At 73.4% G+C, this 18,552-nt stretch carries 14 protein-coding genes and 1 pseudogene; 12 read left to right on the top strand and 3 right to left on the bottom strand.

Features of this window, described 5'->3' with window-relative positions:
• Positions 1 to 28: 28 nt before the first annotated feature.
• Positions 29 to 313 (bottom strand): annotated as a pseudogene (locus QRT04_RS00655) (TspO/MBR family protein); the annotation flags it as partial.
• Between the two features lie 74 nt (positions 314 to 387).
• Here QRT04_RS00655 and QRT04_RS00650 point away from each other — a divergent pair.
• The 3 genes from QRT04_RS00650 to QRT04_RS00640 all read left to right on the top strand — a co-directional run bounded on the left by QRT04_RS00650 (position 388) and on the right by QRT04_RS00640 (position 5,162).
• The gene (locus QRT04_RS00650) at positions 388 to 2,496 is read left to right on the top strand and encodes an intein-containing Rv2578c family radical SAM protein (protein ID WP_289452953.1); all 2,109 of its coding nucleotides are present in this window, start codon (positions 388 to 390) and stop codon (positions 2,494 to 2,496) included.
• Positions 2,497 to 2,598: 102 nt separating this feature from the next.
• On the top strand, positions 2,599 to 4,386 hold the full coding sequence (gene aspS / locus QRT04_RS00645) for an aspartate--tRNA ligase (RefSeq protein WP_289452952.1): 1,788 nt from the start codon (positions 2,599 to 2,601) through the stop codon (positions 4,384 to 4,386).
• Positions 4,383 to 5,162 (top strand): GNAT family N-acetyltransferase, encoded by a 780-nt coding sequence (locus tag QRT04_RS00640; protein WP_289452951.1) that lies wholly within the window; start codon positions 4,383 to 4,385, stop codon positions 5,160 to 5,162. The genes aspS and QRT04_RS00640 overlap by 4 nt, the downstream gene beginning before the upstream one ends.
• Positions 5,163 to 5,195: 33 nt before the next feature.
• On the opposite strand, the gene QRT04_RS00635 is transcribed toward QRT04_RS00640, so the two are convergent.
• Positions 5,196 to 5,558 (bottom strand): hypothetical protein, encoded by a 363-nt coding sequence (locus tag QRT04_RS00635; RefSeq protein ID WP_289452950.1) that lies wholly within the window; start codon positions 5,556 to 5,558, stop codon positions 5,196 to 5,198.
• A gap of 160 nt (positions 5,559 to 5,718) precedes the next feature.
• The gene (locus tag QRT04_RS00630; RefSeq protein WP_289452949.1) at positions 5,719 to 7,953 is read right to left on the bottom strand and encodes an MMPL family transporter; all 2,235 of its coding nucleotides are present in this window, start codon (positions 7,951 to 7,953) and stop codon (positions 5,719 to 5,721) included.
• 103 nt (positions 7,954 to 8,056) lie between these two features.
• On the opposite strand from QRT04_RS00630, the gene QRT04_RS00625 reads away from it, so the two are divergent.
• From QRT04_RS00625 to QRT04_RS00585, 9 genes are all read left to right on the top strand, one after another.
• Complete coding sequence (locus QRT04_RS00625) at positions 8,057 to 9,460, top strand: replication-associated recombination protein A (RefSeq protein ID WP_289455668.1); 1,404 nt, start codon at positions 8,057 to 8,059, stop codon at positions 9,458 to 9,460.
• A 259-nt stretch (positions 9,461 to 9,719) separates the two neighbouring features.
• Positions 9,720 to 10,346: a 30S ribosomal protein S4 gene (gene rpsD / locus QRT04_RS00620; protein ID WP_289452948.1), complete on the top strand. Its 627-nt coding sequence runs from the start codon at positions 9,720 to 9,722 to the stop codon at positions 10,344 to 10,346.
• Between the two features lie 108 nt (positions 10,347 to 10,454).
• On the top strand, positions 10,455 to 10,823 hold the full coding sequence (locus tag QRT04_RS00615; protein ID WP_289452947.1) for a DUF948 domain-containing protein: 369 nt from the start codon (positions 10,455 to 10,457) through the stop codon (positions 10,821 to 10,823).
• The gene (locus tag QRT04_RS00610) at positions 10,823 to 11,200 is read left to right on the top strand and encodes a hypothetical protein (protein ID WP_289452946.1); all 378 of its coding nucleotides are present in this window, start codon (positions 10,823 to 10,825) and stop codon (positions 11,198 to 11,200) included. Before QRT04_RS00615 ends, QRT04_RS00610 begins: the two co-directional genes overlap by 1 nt.
• 109 nt (positions 11,201 to 11,309) lie before the next feature.
• Complete coding sequence (alaS, locus tag QRT04_RS00605) at positions 11,310 to 13,994, top strand: alanine--tRNA ligase (RefSeq protein WP_289452945.1); 2,685 nt, start codon at positions 11,310 to 11,312, stop codon at positions 13,992 to 13,994.
• Between the two features lie 67 nt (positions 13,995 to 14,061).
• Positions 14,062 to 14,607 carry a Holliday junction resolvase RuvX gene (gene ruvX, locus QRT04_RS00600; protein ID WP_289452944.1) on the top strand — a complete coding sequence of 182 codons (546 nt, stop codon included), beginning with the start codon at positions 14,062 to 14,064 and terminating at the stop codon, positions 14,605 to 14,607.
• A gap of 187 nt (positions 14,608 to 14,794) precedes the next feature.
• Positions 14,795 to 15,820 (top strand): endolytic transglycosylase MltG, encoded by a 1,026-nt coding sequence (gene mltG / locus QRT04_RS00595; protein ID WP_289452943.1) that lies wholly within the window; start codon positions 14,795 to 14,797, stop codon positions 15,818 to 15,820.
• A 22-nt stretch (positions 15,821 to 15,842) separates the two neighbouring features.
• The gene (locus tag QRT04_RS00590) at positions 15,843 to 16,670 is read left to right on the top strand and encodes a shikimate dehydrogenase (protein ID WP_289452942.1); all 828 of its coding nucleotides are present in this window, start codon (positions 15,843 to 15,845) and stop codon (positions 16,668 to 16,670) included.
• A gap of 190 nt (positions 16,671 to 16,860) precedes the next feature.
• Positions 16,861 to 18,534 carry a GspE/PulE family protein gene (locus QRT04_RS00585; RefSeq protein ID WP_289452941.1) on the top strand — a complete coding sequence of 558 codons (1,674 nt, stop codon included), beginning with the start codon at positions 16,861 to 16,863 and terminating at the stop codon, positions 18,532 to 18,534.
• Positions 18,535 to 18,552: the final 18 nt, after the last annotated feature.

Genomic DNA, 18,552 nt, shown 5'->3' with positions numbered 1-18,552 from the left:
CGTTGAGCGCGAGCTGGACGACGTAGAGCGTCAGCGGGCCCGACGCCTCCGACCAGCCGCCGCGCCGCCAGACCAGCCACGCGGCGACCGCCATCAGCACGTACAGGACCGTCCAGACGGGCGCGAACACGCCGTTCGGCGGCGTCCACGGGACCTTGTTGGCGTCGGCGTCCCAGCCGTCGACGCCCTGCTGCGCGGCGAGGCCATCGAGGGCGCCGACGGCCAGGTTGACGACGACGAGCACCGCGAGGACGAGTACCTCGACCCCGGGGCGACGGGCCAGTGCTCGGTCGTTCGTCACGGAAGCGCTCATGGTTCGACCCTCGGTCGCGCCGCGCCACACCCAAGACGCTTGACGTGCCATCGAACACGTGTTCGACTCGTGGTATGCGGTGGGACGCGCAGAAGCTCGAGGTGGAGGACCCGGCCCTGCCCGGGCTCGCGCTCCGGGGGCTCGTGCGGACGGTCCGGACTCCCGACTTCGCGGGCATCACGTTCCACGAGGTCCAGGCGCGCAGCGCGCTCAACAAGGTGCCCGCGGCGTCGCAGATGCCGTTCCGCTGGACGATCAACCCGATGCGGGGCTGCAGCCATGCCTGTGCCTACTGTCTCCATCCGGACACGCTGGTCACGATGGCTGACGGCCGGCAGCGAGCCATCGGCGCGCTTGTCGCGGGCGACCTGGTGCTCGGCACGAAGGCCGAGGGCCGTTACCGCCGGTACGTCGAGACGCCCGTGCTCGATGTGTGGAGCACCCGCAAGCGCGCCTACCGGGTGACCCTCGCGGACGGGACGTGGATCGTCGCGAGCGGCGATCACAGGTTCAGGACCACGCGCGGTTGGAAGCACGTCACGGGAACGGGCTCGGGCGCTGGGCGGCGACCCCATCTGACGCACAACGACAAGCTCATCGGCTTCGGGCTCGGATCACTGAGCAACGTGCCGGTCGCGCGCCAGACGGCGTCGTACCGGCAGGGATACCTGACCGGGATGATCCGCGGCGACGGGATGATCCTCCGGCGCACCTACGTGCGTCGGACGGGCGCCCTGAACAACGTGACGGCGTTCCGGCTCGCGTTCGCGGACCCCGAGGCGCTCGACCGGACGCAGCGCATGCTCGAGGAGGTCGGCCTACCGACCCACCGGAAGCCGTTCCCCGGCGCTGCACATCGCCGAGCGATGACCGCGATCCACACCGCGCGCGCCGCGCATCTCGACCAGATCGAGCGGGTGATCGCGTGGCCGGAGCGTCCGGAGCTCGAGTGGCAGAGGGGATTCCTCGCGGGCATCTTCGACGCAGAAGGCGGTTCGAGCGGCGGCGTCGTGCGGATCAGCAACGGCGACGCGGCGATGCTCGACCACACGATGGCGGCGTTCGGCGCGATCGACCTCCGTACCGTTCTGGAGCCGCCGGCACCGAACGGCGTGCGGAACGTCCGGCTCCTGGGGGGTCTGCCGGCGGTCCGCAGGTTCGTGCACCTCGTGGACCCGGCGATCACCCGCAAGCTCGCTGTCGCGGGTGCGGCCATCAAGAGCGCGGCGCCGTTGCACGTCGTCTCCGTCGAGGACCTCGGCGTCGACACAGAGATGCGCGACATCACGACCGGCACCGGCGACTTCATCGCCAACGGGGTCGTGAGCCACAACTGCTTCGCCCGCCCCACCCACGAGTACCTCGACCTCGACGCCGGCCACGACTTCGAGTCGCAGATCGTCGTCAAGACCAACGTCGTCGAGGTGCTGCGCACCGAGCTGGCCCGGCCGTCCTGGGCGCGCGAGCACGTGGCGCTCGGCACGAACACCGACCCGTACCAGCGCGCGGAGGGCCGCTACCGGCTGATGCCCGGCATCGTCGAGGCGCTCGCGTCGAACGGCACGCCGCTGTCGGTCCTGACGAAGGGCACGCTGCTCAAGCGTGACCTCCCGGTGCTCGCCGCAGCCGCGGAGCAGGTGCGCGTCGGCATCGGGGTGTCCCTGGCGGTCGGTGACGAGGAGCTGCAGCAGGCGCTCGAGCCGGGCACGCCCACGCCGCGGGCCCGGCTCGACCTGATCCGCGCGGTCCGCGAGGCCGGGCTGGGGTGCGGCGTGATGGTCGCGCCGGTGCTGCCGTGGCTGACGGACACCGTCGAGCACCTCGACGACGTGCTCGGCCGGCTCGCCGAGGCGGGCGCCACCGGGGTCACCGTGCTCCCGCTGCACCTGCGGGGGAGCGTCAAGCCGCTGTTCCTCGGCTGGCTGCGCGACCACCACCCCGCGCTGGTCGGGCGGTACGAGGCCCTGTACGGGCCGCGGGCCTACGCGCCCGCCGAGTACGTCAGGTGGCTCGGCGACCGCGTGCGCCCGCTGCTCGTCCGGCACGGCTTCGCCGGGGGAGCGGGTCACCGTCGGGGTCGCGACGAGCGGTGGGGCGAGGGTGCCTTCCCGTCCGGCAGCCTGCCGAGCCTCGCGACGGCCGAGGCCGCGATACCCGGGATCGCGCAGCCCACGCTGTTCTGACCCGCGGCCGAGCGCTCACGCGCGGCAGTCGTCGGGCGGCCCTCGGCGCACCGGGCACTAGGATCGACCGACGCCACCCCACTCGACCGGAAGGCCCTTTCCGTGCTGCGCACCCACGACGCCGGCTCGCTGCGAGCCGAGCACATCGGCACCACCGTCACCCTCACCGGGTGGGTGGACCGGCGGCGCGATCACGGCGGCGTGGCCTTCGTCGACCTCCGTGACGCGTCCGGCATCGCGCAGGTCGTCGTCCGCGACGAGGCGGTCGCGCACGGGCTGCGCGCGGAGTACGTGCTGCAGGTGACGGGCGAGGTCGGCCGCCGTCCCGAGGGCAACGAGAACGCTCACCTCGCGACGGGCGAGATCGAGGTCGTCGCCGCCAAGGTCGTCGTGCTCAACGAGTCGGCGCCCCTGCCGTTCCAGGTGTCGACGTCGCTCGACGAGCCGGTCGGCGAGGAGGCGCGTCTCAAGTACCGCTACCTCGACCTGCGCCGCCCGGCACCCGCGCACGCCATCCGACTGCGCGCGAAGGCGAACGCCGCCGCCCGCGCGGTGCTCGACGCCCAGGGCTTCGTCGAGGTGGAGACGCCGACGCTGACGCGCAGCACGCCCGAGGGTGCGCGCGACTTCGTCGTGCCCGCTCGCCTCGCGCCGGGCTCCTGGTACGCGCTCCCGCAGTCCCCGCAGCTGTTCAAGCAGCTCCTGATGGTCGCCGGCCTCGAGCGGTACTACCAGATCGCCCGCTGCTACCGCGACGAGGACTTCCGCGCGGACCGCCAGCCGGAGTTCACGCAGCTCGACATCGAGATGAGCTTCGTCGAGCAGGACGACGTCATCGCGCTCGGGGAGCAGATCGTCACCGCGCTCTGGGCGCTCGCGGGCGTCGACATCCCGACGCCGATCCGCCGCATGACGTTCGGCGACGCGATGGCCCGCTACGGCAGTGACAAGCCGGACCTGCGCTTCGGGCTCGAGCTCGTCGAGCTGACCGAGTACTTCGCGAGCACGCCGTTCCGCGTCTTCCAGGCGCCCTACGTCGGCGCGGTCGTCCAGCCGGGCGGCGCCTCGACGCCGCGCCGCGGGTTCGACGCGTGGCAGGAGTGGGCCAAGCAGCGCGGCGCCAAGGGCCTCGCGTACGTGACGGTCGGTGACGACGGCGAGCTCGGTGGCCCGGTCGCCAAGAACATCTCCGAGGACGAGCGCGCCGGGCTGGTGGCGGCCACCGGTGCGAGCCCGGGCGACGCGATCTTCTTCGCCGCGGGCAAGACGTCGGAGGCGCGGGCGCTGCTCGGCGCGGCGCGCCTCGAGATCGGGCGCCGCGGCGGGCTGATCGACGACGACGCGTGGGAGTTCGTCTGGGTCGTCGACGCACCGCTGTTCAAGCCCACGGGCGAGGACGACGACGTGGCGGTCGGCGAGGGCGCCTGGACGGCGGTGCACCACGCGTTCACGTCGCCGACGCCCGAGTGGATCGACACGTTCGAGCAGGACCCGGGCCGCGCGCTCGCCTACGCCTACGACATCGTCTGCAACGGCAACGAGGTCGGTGGCGGCTCGATCCGTATCCACCGCCGCGACGTCCAGCAGCGCGTCTTCGAGGTCATGGGGATCGGCCCGGACGAGGCGCAGGAGAAGTTCGGCTTCCTGCTCGACGCGTTCCAGTTCGGCGCACCGCCGCACGGCGGCATCGCGTTCGGCTGGGACCGCATCGTCGCGCTGCTGACGAAGTCCGAGTCGATCCGCGACGTCATCGCGTTCCCCAAGTCCGGCGGCGGCTACGACCCGCTGACGGGCGCGCCGGCCCCCATCACGGCGGAGCAGCGTCGCGAGGCGGGCGTGGACGCCAAGCCGAAGCAGGCGGCCCCGGCCGGGGCTCCGACCGCGTCGTGACCTCGGTCCGCCTGCCCGAGCGGTGGCGGACGGACCGGCTCGTCCTGTCGGACGCTGCGGTGTACTCGATCGAGCACGCCGACGGCGACGACGACGCCGTGCTGCTCTCGGTCGCGGCGCGCCGGCCCGGGACCACCGTGGTGGGCCGAGGTGACGCGGCGCGTGTCCGCGGGCTGCTCGACGAGCGCCTCGCACGCGGTCGGATCGTGCCCGCGGGGTGGATGAGCGTCCCGCGCGGCACCGAGCCCGGCGCGGCCGTCCTCGCGGCGCTCGGTCTCGAGCGCTTCTCGTCGTGGGACTGGCTCGTGACGGACGTCGCGCCGGCGATGCCGCGACGCGCGGACGGTGGCTCGGTCGTCGAGCTCGACCGTCGGGCCGACGCCGAGGCGATCCGCGCCTGCCTGGCCGCCGCCAACCCGTCGACGTCCGCCGACCCGAGCGCCGACGGCGAGGCCGCGTGGTTCGGCGCGCGCGCCGCAGACGGCGAGCTCCTCGGCGTCATCGGTGCATCGCTGCGCGGCGGCCGACCGACGGGTGGCGCGTCCTGGCACCTGCACGGGCTGGGCGTGCGACCCGCGGCGCGGACGTCCGGCTGGGGCAGCGCGCTCACCGCGGCTGCGACCCGGACGGGCCTCGAGCGGGGCGCGGCGTGGGTGTCCCTCGGCATGTACGCGGACAACCACGCGGCGCGGCGGATCTACGAGCGGCTCGGCTTCGTCGGGCACGCCGAGTTCGACTCGTACGGCCCCGCGGGGTCCGCGCGGCCGCCGGCCTGACGAGACGGCGACGCGGACGGCCCCGCGCGTCCCTCACCAGCGAGGCGGCGGATCGACCTGCCCCGAGAGCCCGAGGTGCGCCCCCGACGGCTCGTCCAGCTCGGGGACGCCGGCGGCGACGGCGCGCGTGGCGTCCACGGGCAGCACCACGGGGCGGACAGCCAGCCAGCGCCGCCACTGCCACACGACGACGGTGACCAGCAGGATCGTCTCGAGCGCGAGCCAGAAGAAGATCCACGCCGCGGTGGCATGCGTGAACGGGTCGTCGGAGCGCGCGTACGGCTGGAGGAACGCGATGCGTCCGGCGAGCTCGCCCGTGGCCAGGAGCGTGACCACCCAGGCCCAGAGCAGGCGTCGCCGGGCGACGACCCGGTCGACGGGCAGCGGCGACGGCACTCCGTCACCGCCGCCCGGGAGCCGGCCGGTCCGCGGCGCGCGGCGGCTGCCCGTCGCTCCGACGGGTCGCGGGGGTGCTGCGGCTCATAGCGGAGTCCTACCGCACACCGACGTGCCGAGCCGGCGTACCCCGCCGCGACCTCACCCGTCCGGACCAGCGTCAGTGCACGAGGTGCCAGCGCTCGTGCAGCCGGCGCAGGGGCGCGGGAGCCCACCAGTTCCACCGGCCGAGCAGCGTCATCGTCGCGGGCACGAGCAGCAGGCGTACCACCGTCGCGTCGACCGTCACCGCGACGGCGAGCGCGAAGCCGACCTCCTTGATCACGAGCAGCTTGCCCGCGACGAACCCGGCGAACACCACCACGACGATGGCCGCGGCGGACGTGATGATCCGGCCCGACCGCTGCAGCCCGCGGCGAACCGCCTCGTCGTTGGGCACCCCGGCGCGCACGAGCTCCTGGATCCGCGACAGCAGGAACACCTCGTAGTCCATGGCCAGCCCGAACGCGAACGCGATCACGAGCGCGACGACGTACGTCTCGATGCCGCCGGTCGGCTCGAAGTTCAGGAGCCCCGCGAGGTGCCCGTCCTGGAACGCCCACACGAGGACGCCGAGCGACGCGGCGATCGAGACGGCGTTGGTCAGCAGCGCCTTCACGGGCATGACGACCGACCCGGTCATCAGGAACAGCAGGACGAGCGTCGCGAGCGCGACGATCGCGATCGCCCACGGAGCGCCCTCGCCGACCGCGTGCGTGAAGTCGATCTCGGAGGCCGCCTGCCCGGTGACCCACGTGGGGAACTGCGGGTCGAGCGCGCGGATCTCTCGCACGACCTGGCGCGCCGTCGGGCCGCCCCCGTCGGGTGACGCCGGCCGCACGCCGACCGTCACGTACGAGCCCGAGGCCTTCGGCGGGTCGACCGACGCCACGCCGTCGAGCTCGCCGAGCTGCTGCGCCCAGGGCTGGACCTCGGCCAGCTGGCCCTGCGCGACGACCGTGATCGCCGGCGACGTCGCGGCGGGGTAGTCGCGGGCGAGCACCTGCACGTACTCACGCTGCTGGCTGCCGAGCGGCAGGAGCTCGGTCGTCGAGTTGCGCAGCTCGATGTGCGCGAGCGGGGCGGCGAGCACCCCGAGCAGCACGAGGGTCCCGGCGAGCACGATCCACGGGCGCCGCTGCGTCCAGGCGGCGAGCCGCGAGAACAGGCCGTCGTCGTGCTGCACGTCCGACGTGCGGACGAAGACGCGCCGCAGCAGCGGGACACGCGCGATCACCGACGGCTTCCCGAGCCGGCGCCCCGCGAGGGCGAGCAGCGCGGGCACGAGCGTCATCGCCGTGGCCAGGGCGATGAGGACGATCGCGACGCCGGCGCCGCCGAACGACCGCAGGATGGGCGGCGAGAACGCGAGCAGCCCCGCGATCGCGATGGCGACCGTCAGCGCGGAGAAGGCGACCGTCCGGCCGGCGGTCGCCATGGTGGCCTCGATCGCCGTCAGCACGGCGCCGTCGCCGCGCCGTCGGCGCGCCCGGGTGCCGCCCTCGTCGGCCATGATCGCCGTCAGCTCCTCGCGGAAGCGCGACACGATCAGCAGGCCGTAGTCGATCGAGAGCCCCAGCCCGAGCACCGTGACGACGTTGACGACGGACGAGTCGAGGTCGATCCAGTACGAGAGCGCGAGCAGCGCGGCCAGCCCGCCCGCGATCGAGGCGATCGCGCCCGCCAGGGGCATCGCCGCCGCGAGGAAGCCGCCGAACACGAGCAGCATCACGAGCAGCGCGATCGGCAGCGCGATGGCCTCGCCCGTGCGCAGGTCGCTCTTGACCTGCTCGGTGATCGCGCTGACGACGAGCGTCGTGCCGCCGACGATGCCGCGTGCCTCCGGTGCGACGGCGTGCAGGTCGGCGGGCACCTGCGCGAACCGCGCCTCGACGGCACCGAGCGCGCGATGCTGCGCCTCGTCGGAGAGCCCGGGCTCGAGCTGCGCGATCATCAGCATGCCCTGCCCGTCGCGGGCGACGAGCGGGGCGGCTGCCGCGTTGTCCGCGCCGTCCGGCAGCGCGAGCGGGTCGACCACCGACGCGACGCCCGGGATCGCCGCGACCTGCGAGCGCGCGGTTGCGACGGGTGCCGCGACCGCCGGGTCGCTGACGTCGACGCCCTGCAGCACGAGCGTCAGCGAGGCGCCCGAGTCGTCCTGGTCGTCGAGGATCGCGCGGCCTGCGGCGCTCTCGGAGCCGGGCACCGTGGGCGCGCCGGTGTGCAGGCGCTCGAACAGGTTCTCGCCGTGCACGCCCTGCACGGCGAGCGCGTAGCCGAGCACGGCGAGCACGATCCAGACGGCGACGACGACGCGGGGTCGCAGCGCGACGGCGCGACCGAGACGGGCGAACACCGCGTCATCGTCGCAGATCGCGAGCCGCTTCCCGGCCGCGGCGACCGGCGCGGGTCCGAGGCGGGGAGTGTGGGTGTCGCTGCGTAGGCTCGAACCCGTGGATCTGTTCGACGACCTGTTCGGCGCGGCCTCGTCGACCGCCGAGGGCCTGCCGGCTGTGCGGGAGGGTGCGCCGCTCGCGGTCCGGATGCGTCCCCGGACGCTGACCGAGGTCGCGGGGCAGGAGCACCTCCTGGTCGCCGGCTCGCCCCTGCGGCGCCTCGTCGAGCCGGCGTCCGAGGCGGCCCGCCGCGCCGCACCGACGTCGGTCGTGCTGTGGGGCCCGCCGGGCACGGGCAAGACCACGCTCGCCTACCTCATCGCCTCGACTTCCGGCCGGCGCTTCGTCGAGCTGTCGGCCGTCACCGCCGGCGTGAAGGACGTGCGCGCGGTGATCGACGACGCGCGCCGGCGGCTCGCGACCGACGGGACCGAGACGGTCCTCTTCATCGACGAGGTGCACCGCTTCACCAAGGCGCAGCAGGACGCGCTGCTGCCGAGCGTCGAGAACCGCTGGGTCACGCTCGTCGCGGCCACCACCGAGAACCCGTCGTTCTCCGTGAACTCGCCGCTCCTGTCCCGCTCGCTCCTGCTCACGCTCCAGCCGCTGTCCGTCGACGACGTCCGGGCGCTCGTGCGCCGCGCGGTCGACGACGAGCGCGGCCTGGCCGGTGGGGTCGAGCTCGAGCGCGACGCCGAGGAGCACCTGCTGCGTCTCGCGGGCGGAGACGCGCGCAAGGCCCTCACGATCCTGGAGGCCGCAGCCGGCGCGGCGCTCTCGGCCCAGGACGAGCCGGGCGACGACGACGAGCACGGCCCGGTCGTCGTCGACCTCGCGACGGTCGAGCGCGCGATCGACGTCGCGGCGGTCCGGTACGACCGGGACGGCGACCAGCACTACGACGTCATCAGCGCGTTCATCAAGTCGATGCGCGGCAGCGACGTCGACGCCTCGCTGCACTACCTCGCGCGCATGATCGCGGCGGGGGAGGACCCGCGCTTCATCGCGCGGCGGATCGTCATCGCGGCGGCGGAGGACGTCGGGATGGCGGACCCGAGCGCGCTGCAGACGGCGGTCGCCGCGGCGCAGGCCGTCGCGCTCATCGGCATGCCCGAGGCCCGGATCATCCTGGCCGAGGCGGTGGTCCACCTGGCCACCGCGCCGAAGTCGAACGCGGCGTACGTCGGCATCGACCGCGCGCTGGCCGACGTCCGCGCGGGCCGGATCGGCTCCGTGCCGGCCCACCTGCGCGACGCGCACTACGCGGGTGCCCAGAAGCTCGGCCACGGCCAGGGCTACGTCTACGCGCACGACGAGCCCCATGCGGTGGCGGCCCAGCAGTACCTGCCCGACGAGCTCGCCGGCACGCACTACTACGAGCCGTCCGACCGCGGGTTCGAGCGCCAGGTCACCGACCGGCTCGCGCGCATCCGCTCGATCTTGGGGGGCGACGGACCGGACGCCTGAGCCAGCCGCAGCACAGGTCGGCGCCGCGCCGGGGCGTCGGAGGGCAGACGGGCCGGTGGCCTCGAGCCGGATTCGGGCCTGCGGACGTTTGCCGGTACAGTAGGGCGGTCGTCCGGACCGGCTGTCAGCCGAGGCCCGACGGCCACCTGGGGTCCTAGCCCGCGCAGCACGCTCCGCAGCCGCGCACACATGGTCGGCCCCACGCCCGCAACGCACCGGCCTTGCGGGTGTGACGTCAACAACGACAGGAAGCAGAACCGTGACCAGTGTCACCCGTTCGCGCCGCCAGGTGCGCCTGAGCCGCGCCCTCGGCCTCGCGCTCACGCCGAAGGCCGTCAAGCACTTCGAGAAGCGCCCCTACCCCCCGGGCGAGCACGGCCGCGCGCGTCGTCGCACCGAGTCGGACTACGCGGTCCGTCTCCGCGAGAAGCAGCGTCTCCGCGCGCAGTACGCGCTCCGCGAGAAGCAGCTCGCCCGTGCGTACGAGGACGCCCGCAAGGCCCCGGGCCTGACCGGTGAGGCGCTCGTCGAGAACCTCGAGACCCGCCTCGACGCGCTCGTCCTGCGCTCCGGCTTCGCCCGCACGATCCTGCAGGCGCGCCAGGTCGTCACGCACCGCCACATCCTCGTGGACGGCAAGATCGTCGACCGCCCGTCGCTGCGCGTGAAGCCCGGCCAGACCATCCAGGTCAAGCCGAAGAGCCAGGCCACGACGCCGTTCCAGGTCGCCGCCGCCGGCGCGCACCGCGACGTGCTGCCGGCCGTCCCGGGCTACCTGGACGTCCAGCTCGAGAAGCTGTCGGCCGTGCTGACGCGTGCCCCCAAGCGCGCCGAGGTCCCGGTGACGTGCGAGGTCCAGCTGGTCGTCGAGTACTACGCCCGCTGACGAACGTCGTCGAACGCCCCGCCGCGCAGCCGCCGGCGGGGCGTTCGCGTTCCTGGGCGACGGCCCGGGGACGGTAGGGTTTCGCGCGGGTTCGACGAGGAGGCGTCAATGTCGGGTGGAGACATCGCGGGGCTGATCGCCGCGGTCGCGTTCGTGCTGCTCGTGGGGCTGTGCGCGGTGCCGTTGCTGAAGCTCGGACGCGTGCTCGACGAGACGCGCGACTCCGTCAAGGAGCTCACCGACCACACCGTGCCGGTGCTCGACGAGGCCGCGGCGCTCGTGGCGTCCTCGAACACGCAGCTCGAGCGCGTGGACACCGTGACCACGGCCGCCGCGCAGGTCTCGGAGAACGTCGCCGCGCTCACCTCGCTGTTCGCCGCGACGCTGGGTGGCCCGCTGGTCCGCGTGGCCGCCTTCTCCTACGGCGTGCGCCGCTCGTTCGCCGGGCTGTCGGCCGGCCTGCGGAAGGGTCGCTGATGCGCCGGCTCGTCTGGGTCGGCGTCGGCGTCGTCGTCACGGTCGTGGTGATCCGCAAGGGTCGCCAGCTGCTCGAGGCGTACGCGCCGGCCGGCACCGCGGAGGCCGCCGCCGGGGTCGGCCGCCTCGCGACCGCCCTCGCGCACGCGCGCCGCGACTTCGCGGACGCCGTCGCGGAGCGAGAGGCCCAGCTGCGGCACGACCTCATCGGTGACGCCGACGTCGACGCGCTCCGTGCGTCGCGGGCGCAGCGCACCGACGAGCTCCGCCAGGCGTTCGGCCGTCCGGGCCGCCACGAGGCCGCGCCACGCGTGCCCGCCGACTGGGCCGGTCCCACGGAGGACCCGGACGACGACGGGGAGGCCGCCTTCTTCTGACGAGGGCGCATCCTGGGAACACCACGAGCGCGTCGTGCGCTCACCATCACCACCCGGGCGCTCCGGCGCCCCCGCCCGGTACCGCTCGGGCCGACCGACGAAGGACACCATGAAGACCGCCGAGATCCGCCAGCGCTGGCTCGACTACTTCGCGAGCAAGGATCACGCGATCGCTCCGTCGACCTCGCTCATCTCGCCCGACCCCTCGATCCTCTTCACGATCGCGGGCATGGTGCCGTTCATCCCGTACATCCTCGGGACGCAGCCGGCGCCGTGGCCGCGCGTCGCGAGCGTGCAGAAGTGCATCCGCACGAACGACATCGAGAACGTCGGCCGCACCACGCGGCACGGCACGTTCTTCCAGATGAACGGCAACTTCTCGTTCGGCGACTACTTCAAGCAGGGCGCCGTCGAGCTGGCGTGGGAGCTGCTGACGACGTCGCAGGACGCGGGCGGCTACGGCCTGGACGGCGACCGGCTCTGGGTCACGATCTGGGACCAGGACGCGGAGGCGGCCGACGCGCTGCGCTCGGTCGGCATCGACGACCGGCACATCGTGCGCCTGCCGCGCGAGGAGAACTTCTGGGACACGGGCCAGCCCGGCCCGGCGGGCCCCTGCGCCGAGTTCCACTACGACCGCGGGCCCGAGTACGGCCCGGACGCGGTGGGCGGCACCGTCGACCCCGGCGGAGACCGGTACCTCGAGATCTGGAACCTCGTCTTCGACCAGTTCATCCGAGGCGAGGGCTCGGGCAAGAGCTACCCGCTGCTCGGCGAGCTCGACCAGAAGGCGATCGACACCGGCGCGGGCCTCGAGCGCATCGCGTACCTGCTGCAGGGCAAGCAGAACCTCTACGAGATCGACGAGGTCTTCCCGGTCATCGAGCGCGCCCAGGAGCTGACGGGGCGCCGGTACGGCGCGGTCGACGGCGACGACGTGCGGATGCGCGTCGTGGGCGACCACGTGCGCAGCTCGCTGATGCTGATCGGCGACGGCGTCACGCCGTCGAACGAGGGTCGCGGCTACGTGCTGCGCCGCCTGCTGCGACGCACGGTGCGCTCGATGCGCCTGCTCGGCGTCGACGAGCCGGTGCTGCCGCACCTGCTGCCCGTGAGCCGCGACGCGATGAGCGCGTCGTACCCGAACGTGGCGGACGACTTCGACCGCATCGCGCAGGTCGCGTACGGCGAGGAGGAGGCGTTCCGCCGCACGCTCGCGTCGGGCACCACGATCCTCGACACGGCGGTCGCCTCGGCGAAGGAGTCCGGCTCGCCGGTGCTCAGCGGCGAGAAGGCGTTCCAGCTGCACGACACGTACGGCTTCCCGATCGACCTCACGCTCGAGATGGCGTCCGAGCAGGGCGTCGAGGTCGACGAGCCCGCGTTCCGCAGCCTCATGGCGGAGCAGAAGGCGCGGGCGCGCGCGGACGCGCTCGCGAAGAAGACCGGTCACGCCAACACGGCGGTCTACGCCGACCTGCAGCGCGCGCTCGTCGAGGAGACGGGCACCGCGGTGCGGTTCGCGGGCTACACCGACGCGGAGACGGACTCGCAGGTCGCGGGGCTGCTCGTCGACGGCGTCGCGGTGCCCGCGGCGACCGCACCCGCCGACGTCGAGGTCGTGCTCGACGTGACCCCGTTCTACGCGGAGTCCGGCGGCCAGCAGGCCGACGAGGGCGTGATCCTGCTCGAGGGCGGCGCGCGCATCGAGGTCGACGACGTCCAGGCTCCGATCAAGGGCCTGTCCGTGCACCGCGGACGCCTCGTCGACGGCACCGCGACCGTGGGCGAGAAGGGTGTCGCGCGCATCGACCGCGGCCGCCGGCAGGCGATCGCCCGCGCGCACACCGCGACGCACCTGGTGCACAAGGCGCTGCACGAGCACGTCGGCGAGCACGCGACGCAGGCGGGGTCGCTCAACGCGCCGAGCCGCCTGCGGTTCGACTTCCGGTCGCCGTCGGCGGTGCCGAACGAGGTCATGGGCGAGATCGAGGCGCGGGTCAACGACCGGCTCCAGGACGACCTCGAGGTGACCGACTCCGTCATGTCGCTCGAGGCGGCGCGCGCGAAGGGCGCGATGGCGCTGTTCGGCGAGAAGTACGGCAACGAGGTCCGCGTCGTCTCGATCGGTGACGGCTGGTCGCTCGAGCTCTGCGGCGGCACGCACGTCAAGCGGTCCGGCGAGCTGGGTCTCGTCACGCTGCTGTCCGAGTCGGCGATCGGCTCGGGCGTGCGACGCGTGGACGCGCTCGTCGGCGCGGGCGCGTACGGGTTCCAGGCGCGCGAGCACGCGCTCGTCGGACAGCTCTCGGGCCTGCTCGGTGCGCGCCCGGACGAGCTCACCGAGCGCGTGTCGTCGATGCTCACGCGGCTCAAGGAGTCCGAGAAGGAGCTCGCCGCGCTGCGGGCGCAGCAGCTGCTGGCCGCGGCGGCGGGCCTCGCGGGCTCGGCGAAGACGGTCGGTGGCACGCGGCTCGTGACGCACGACGCCGGCGAGGTCGCCTCGCCCGACGAGCTGCGCGCCCTGGTGCTCGACGTGCGCGGTCGCCTCGGTGAGGCCGAGCCCGCCGTGGTCGCCGTCGGCGGCACGAGCAAGGGACGCCCGGTCGTGGTGGTCGCGACGAACGCCGCGGCGCGCTCCGCCGGTGTGCGTGCCGGTGCGCTCGTCAAGGTCGCGTCCGGCGTGCTCGGCGGCGGTGGCGGCGGCAAGGACGACCTCGCGCAGGGCGGCGGTGCCGACGCGAGCAGGCTCGTCGAGGCCCTCGCGGCGGTCGCCTCCGCGCTGGCGGGATAGGCGCGTGGGTCCGACGGACGGCGAGCCGGACGGCGCACCCGACCAGGCGCCCGACCCGGGCGAGGTCGTGGTGCGCGGGTCGCGGCTCGCGGTCGACGTCGGGAGCGTGCGCGTGGGTCTCGCGTCGAGCGACCCCGACGGCCTGATCGCCACGCCGGTGGCGACGCTGGCCCGCGACGGCGCACGTCCGCCCGCTGGACAGCTGTCCAAGGACGTCGCCGCGATCGTGGACGAGGCACGCGACCGATGTGTGGCTCTCGTGTACGTCGGGCTGCCACGACACCTGTCGGGAGCCGAAGGTGCAGCCTCGCAGGCCGCGCGCGCGTACGCTGTGGCACTGGCGCAGGCTGTCGCTCCGATCCCGGTGCGACTCGTCGATGAGCGGATGAGCACCGTCACCGCGCATCACGCGCTCCAGGCGTCCGGCCGATCCGGGCGCCGCCACCGGCAGGTCGTCGATCAGGCGGCCGCGGTGGTGATCCTGCAGTCCGCGTTGGATGCGGAACGCGCGACCGGGCGACGCCCGGGGGAAAGGGTCGTTGCCGACCCGGGGGACGCGCGATCCGGCAACGCGAGGGGGGACCGCAGGGACGGACGGACGACTCTGGAGTGACGCACTGGTGAGCAACAGCCAGACCGAGTGGTGGGCGCCTGTCGAGCGAGGCGGCGACACCCCCACCGACTTGTTCGGAGGCGATCTCGGCGGGGGCACCCCCACCCGCCGTTCGCGCTCCGCCGGACGTCAGCGCGACCACCGGGACCGCAAGCGGCGACGCCGTCGGTCCGTGTGGGTGCTCGTCGTGGCGCTCCTGCTCGTCGCCGGAGCCGGCTACGTCGTGTACTCCGTGGCGGGCGACATGTTCGGCGGGAGCGGTTCCAGCAGCAAGGACGTGACGGACTTCCCCGGCCCGGGCAGCTCGGCCGTGCAGGTCGTCATCAAGCCCGGTGACACCGGGGCGATGATGGGCCGCCGGCTGGTCGACGCCGGGGTCGTCGCGTCGACCGGCGCCTTCAACAAGGCGTTCGCGGCCAACGCGGACGCCGCCTCGATCCAGCCGGGCACGTACAACCTGCTCCTCGGCATGCGCGCGTCCGACGCGGTCGGCGCGCTGCTCAACCCGTCGACCAAGGCGACCATGCGTGTGACCGTCGCCGAGGGCCTCACGGCCGCGCAGATCTACGACAAGATCAACGCCACGACGCTCATCCCCGTCAAGGACCTGGAGAAGGCCGCGACCGACCCGTCCGCGATCGGGCTCCCGGCCCAGGCGAAGGGCAAGGTCGAGGGCTGGCTGTTCCCGGCGACGTACGACGTGGAGCCGGGAACGAGCGCCGCGGACGTGCTGAAGCAGATGACGGCCAAGACCGTCCAGGTGCTCAAGGCGAACGACGTGCCGCAGTCGCAGTGGGAGACGGTGCTGAACAAGGCGTCGCTCATCGAGCGCGAGGCGAAGCACGACGTCGACCGGCCGAAGATGGCGCGCGTCATCGACAACCGGCTCGATCAGGGCATCGCGCTCGGCATCGACTCCACGACGTCCTACGGTCTCGGGATCAGCGGCGCGCCGACGCTCGCGCAGACCAAGGACCTGTCGAACAAGTGGAGCACCGGTGCCCGGACCGGGCTTCCGCCGACGCCCATCGCGTCTCCCGGTGAGAAGTCGATCCAGGCCGCGATGCACCCCGCGAACGGCCCGTGGATGTTCTGGTGCACCGTGAACCTCGAGACGGGCGAGACGAAGTTCGCCGAGAACGCCACCGGGTTCAGCGCCTGCGTGGCCGAGCTGCGCGCGTGGCAGAAGGCCCACCCGGGCTACGGCGGCTGAGCGGCGCGTGACGGAGCACGACGTGCGCCGAGCCGCCGTGCTCGGCCACCCGATCGCGCACTCGCTGTCCCCGGTGCTGCACCGGGCCGCGTACGCGGACCTCGGGCTGGCGTCGTGGCGCTACGAGGCGGTCGACGTCACCGAGGACGCGCTGGCGGCCTTCGTCGCGGGGCTCGACTCCTCGTGGGCCGGGCTCAGCCTGACGATGCCGCTCAAGCAGACGGTGCTGCCGCTGCTCCACCACGTCGAGCCCCTCGCCCTGGTGGTCGGCGCCGTCAACACGGTGCTCATCCAGGGCGCGGGGGCGTCGCGCGTGCTGACCGGCGCGAACACCGACGTGCACGGCATCGTCGCCGCGCTGGCCGAGGGCGGGCTGACGCGAGCCGGGCGCGCCGTCGTGCTCGGCGGGGGCGCCACGGCCGCGTCGACGCTCGCGGCGCTCGCGCAGCTCGGCTGCCCCAGCGCGACGGTCCTCGTCCGGTCGCAGGCGCGCGCCGGCGGTCTGATGCGGGCGGCGCACCGGATGGGCGTCACGCCGGTGTTCCGGTCGCTCGACGAGGCGGCCGCACGTCTCGGCGGAGCGGACGTCGTGGTCTCGACCCTCCCGCCGCACGCGGCGGACACCCTCGCCGCGACGCTCGACGGGACGCCGAGGGGCGTGCTGCTCGACGTCGCGTACGACCCGCGACCGACCGCTCTGCAGGCCGCGTGGGAGCGGGCCGGCGGGGTGGCCGTCGGGGGCGAGCGGATGCTGCTGCACCAGGCGGCGGAGCAGGTCCGGCTGATGACGGGCCGGCCTGGGCCGGTCGGCGCGATGTCCGCGGCGCTCGAGGCGGTCCTCGCCGCGTAGGCCGCCGCCGACCGCGGGACGTCCACCGGACGGTCGACCGACCGCGGGACGTCCGCCGGACGGTCGACCGACCGGGGGATGTCCGCCCGACGGTCGACCCGGCCGGGTGGAAGCGCTCAAGTCCTGCGCGCGCGTGCCGATGCACCGATGAGGGCCGATCTCGCGGCCCGTCATCAGGCGGAGGTCGCGCGTGAAGCAGCTCGGGGAGATCCTGCTCGACGAAGGACTCGTCACCGAGGCGCAGCTCCTGGCCGCGCTCGACGAGCAGATGGCCGGGGGAGCGTCGCTCGGGCGCACGCTCGTCGAGCTCGGCATCCTCACCGAGGCGCAGCTCGTGCGCGCCCTCGCGGCGCAGGTCGGCATGGCGTTCGTCGACCTCGACGAGTACCCCGTGGACCGAACCGCGGTGACCCTCGTGCCGGGTGCCCTGTGCCGCCGGTACAGCGTCCTGCCGATCGGCTTCGACGGCCCCAACCTGCTCCTCGCCACCGCTGACCCCGGCAACGTGATGGCCGTCGACGACGTGCGGACCATGTCGCGCCGCCAGGTCGTGGCGGTGATCGCGACGCACGAGAACCTGCTGCGCGCGATCGACCGGTTCTGCCGCGCCGACGACGAGATGGAAGACCTCTCGCAGGCGTTCGAGGAGGTCGAGGCCGAGCCGTCGCAGGACCTCAGCAAGCTCAACGAGATCGGCGACGACGACGCGCCGATCGTCCGGTTCGTCAACCTCATCGTCACGCAGGCGATCACCGACCGCGCCTCGGACATCCACATCGAGCCGGCCGAGCACGACCTCCTCGTGCGGTACCGCATCGACGGCGTGCTCAAGGAGACGCAGCGCGCGCCGAAGAACATCCAGGGCGGCGTCATCAGCCGCGTCAAGATCATGAGCGACATCGACATCGCCGAGAAGCGCAAGCCGCAGGACGGCCGCATGTCGATCAACCACAACGGTCGCAAGATCGACCTCCGCGTGGCGACGCTGCCGACGGTGTGGGGCGAGAAGATCGTGATGCGCATCCTCGACAACTCGACCGCGAGCCTCGACCTGCGCGACCTGAGCTTCCTCGACCACAACTACGAGCGGTACCGCGAGTCGTACCAGAAGCCCTACGGGATGATCCTCGTCACCGGCCCGACCGGGTCGGGCAAGTCGACCACGCTGTACGCGACGCTGAACGCGGTCTCACGTCCCGAGATCAACGTCATCACGGTCGAGGACCCGGTCGAGTACCGACTCCCGGGCATCAACCAGGTGCAGGTGAACCCGAAGGCGGGCCTGACGTTCGCCGCGGCGCTGCGCTCGATCCTGCGGTCCGACCCGGACGTGGTGCTGCTCGGTGAGATCCGTGACCACGAGACGGCGCAGATCGCGGTCGAGGCGGCCCTCACCGGTCACCTCGTGCTGTCGACGCTGCACACGAACGACGCGCCCTCTGCCGTCACGCGTCTGACGGAGATGGGCATCGAGCCGTTCCTCGTGGGCTCGGCGCTGGACTGCGTCGTCGCCCAGCGGCTCGCGCGGCGCCTGTGCTCCAAGTGCAAGCAGCCGTACCAGCCGACGCCCGAGGAGATGCTGGCCGCGCGGTTCCCGTGGATGCCGGGGGAGCCCCTGCCGGAGCTGTTCCGCCCCGGCGGCTGCGTCGCGTGCTCGCGCACCGGCTACCGCGGTCGCCTCGCGCTCCACGAGGTCATGACGGTGACCGAGGAGATCGAGCGGCACGCCGTCGCCCACTCGTCGAGCGCGGACATCGGCACGACCGCCGTCAAGCAGGGCATGATCACGCTCCGCGACGACGGCTGGCACAAGGTCGCCCTCGGCCAGACGACGATCGAGGAGATCCTCCGCGTCGTCGCCTGAGCCCGCGCGGAGCGCCCC

The sequence above is a fragment of the Cellulomonas alba genome (assembly GCF_030362835.1).
In the GTDB taxonomy this organism is placed as follows: Bacteria; Actinomycetota; Actinomycetes; order Actinomycetales; family Cellulomonadaceae; genus Cellulomonas; species Cellulomonas alba.
The sequence above is the reverse complement of the archived record's forward strand: the minus strand, read 5'-3'. Positions and strand labels throughout refer to the sequence as shown.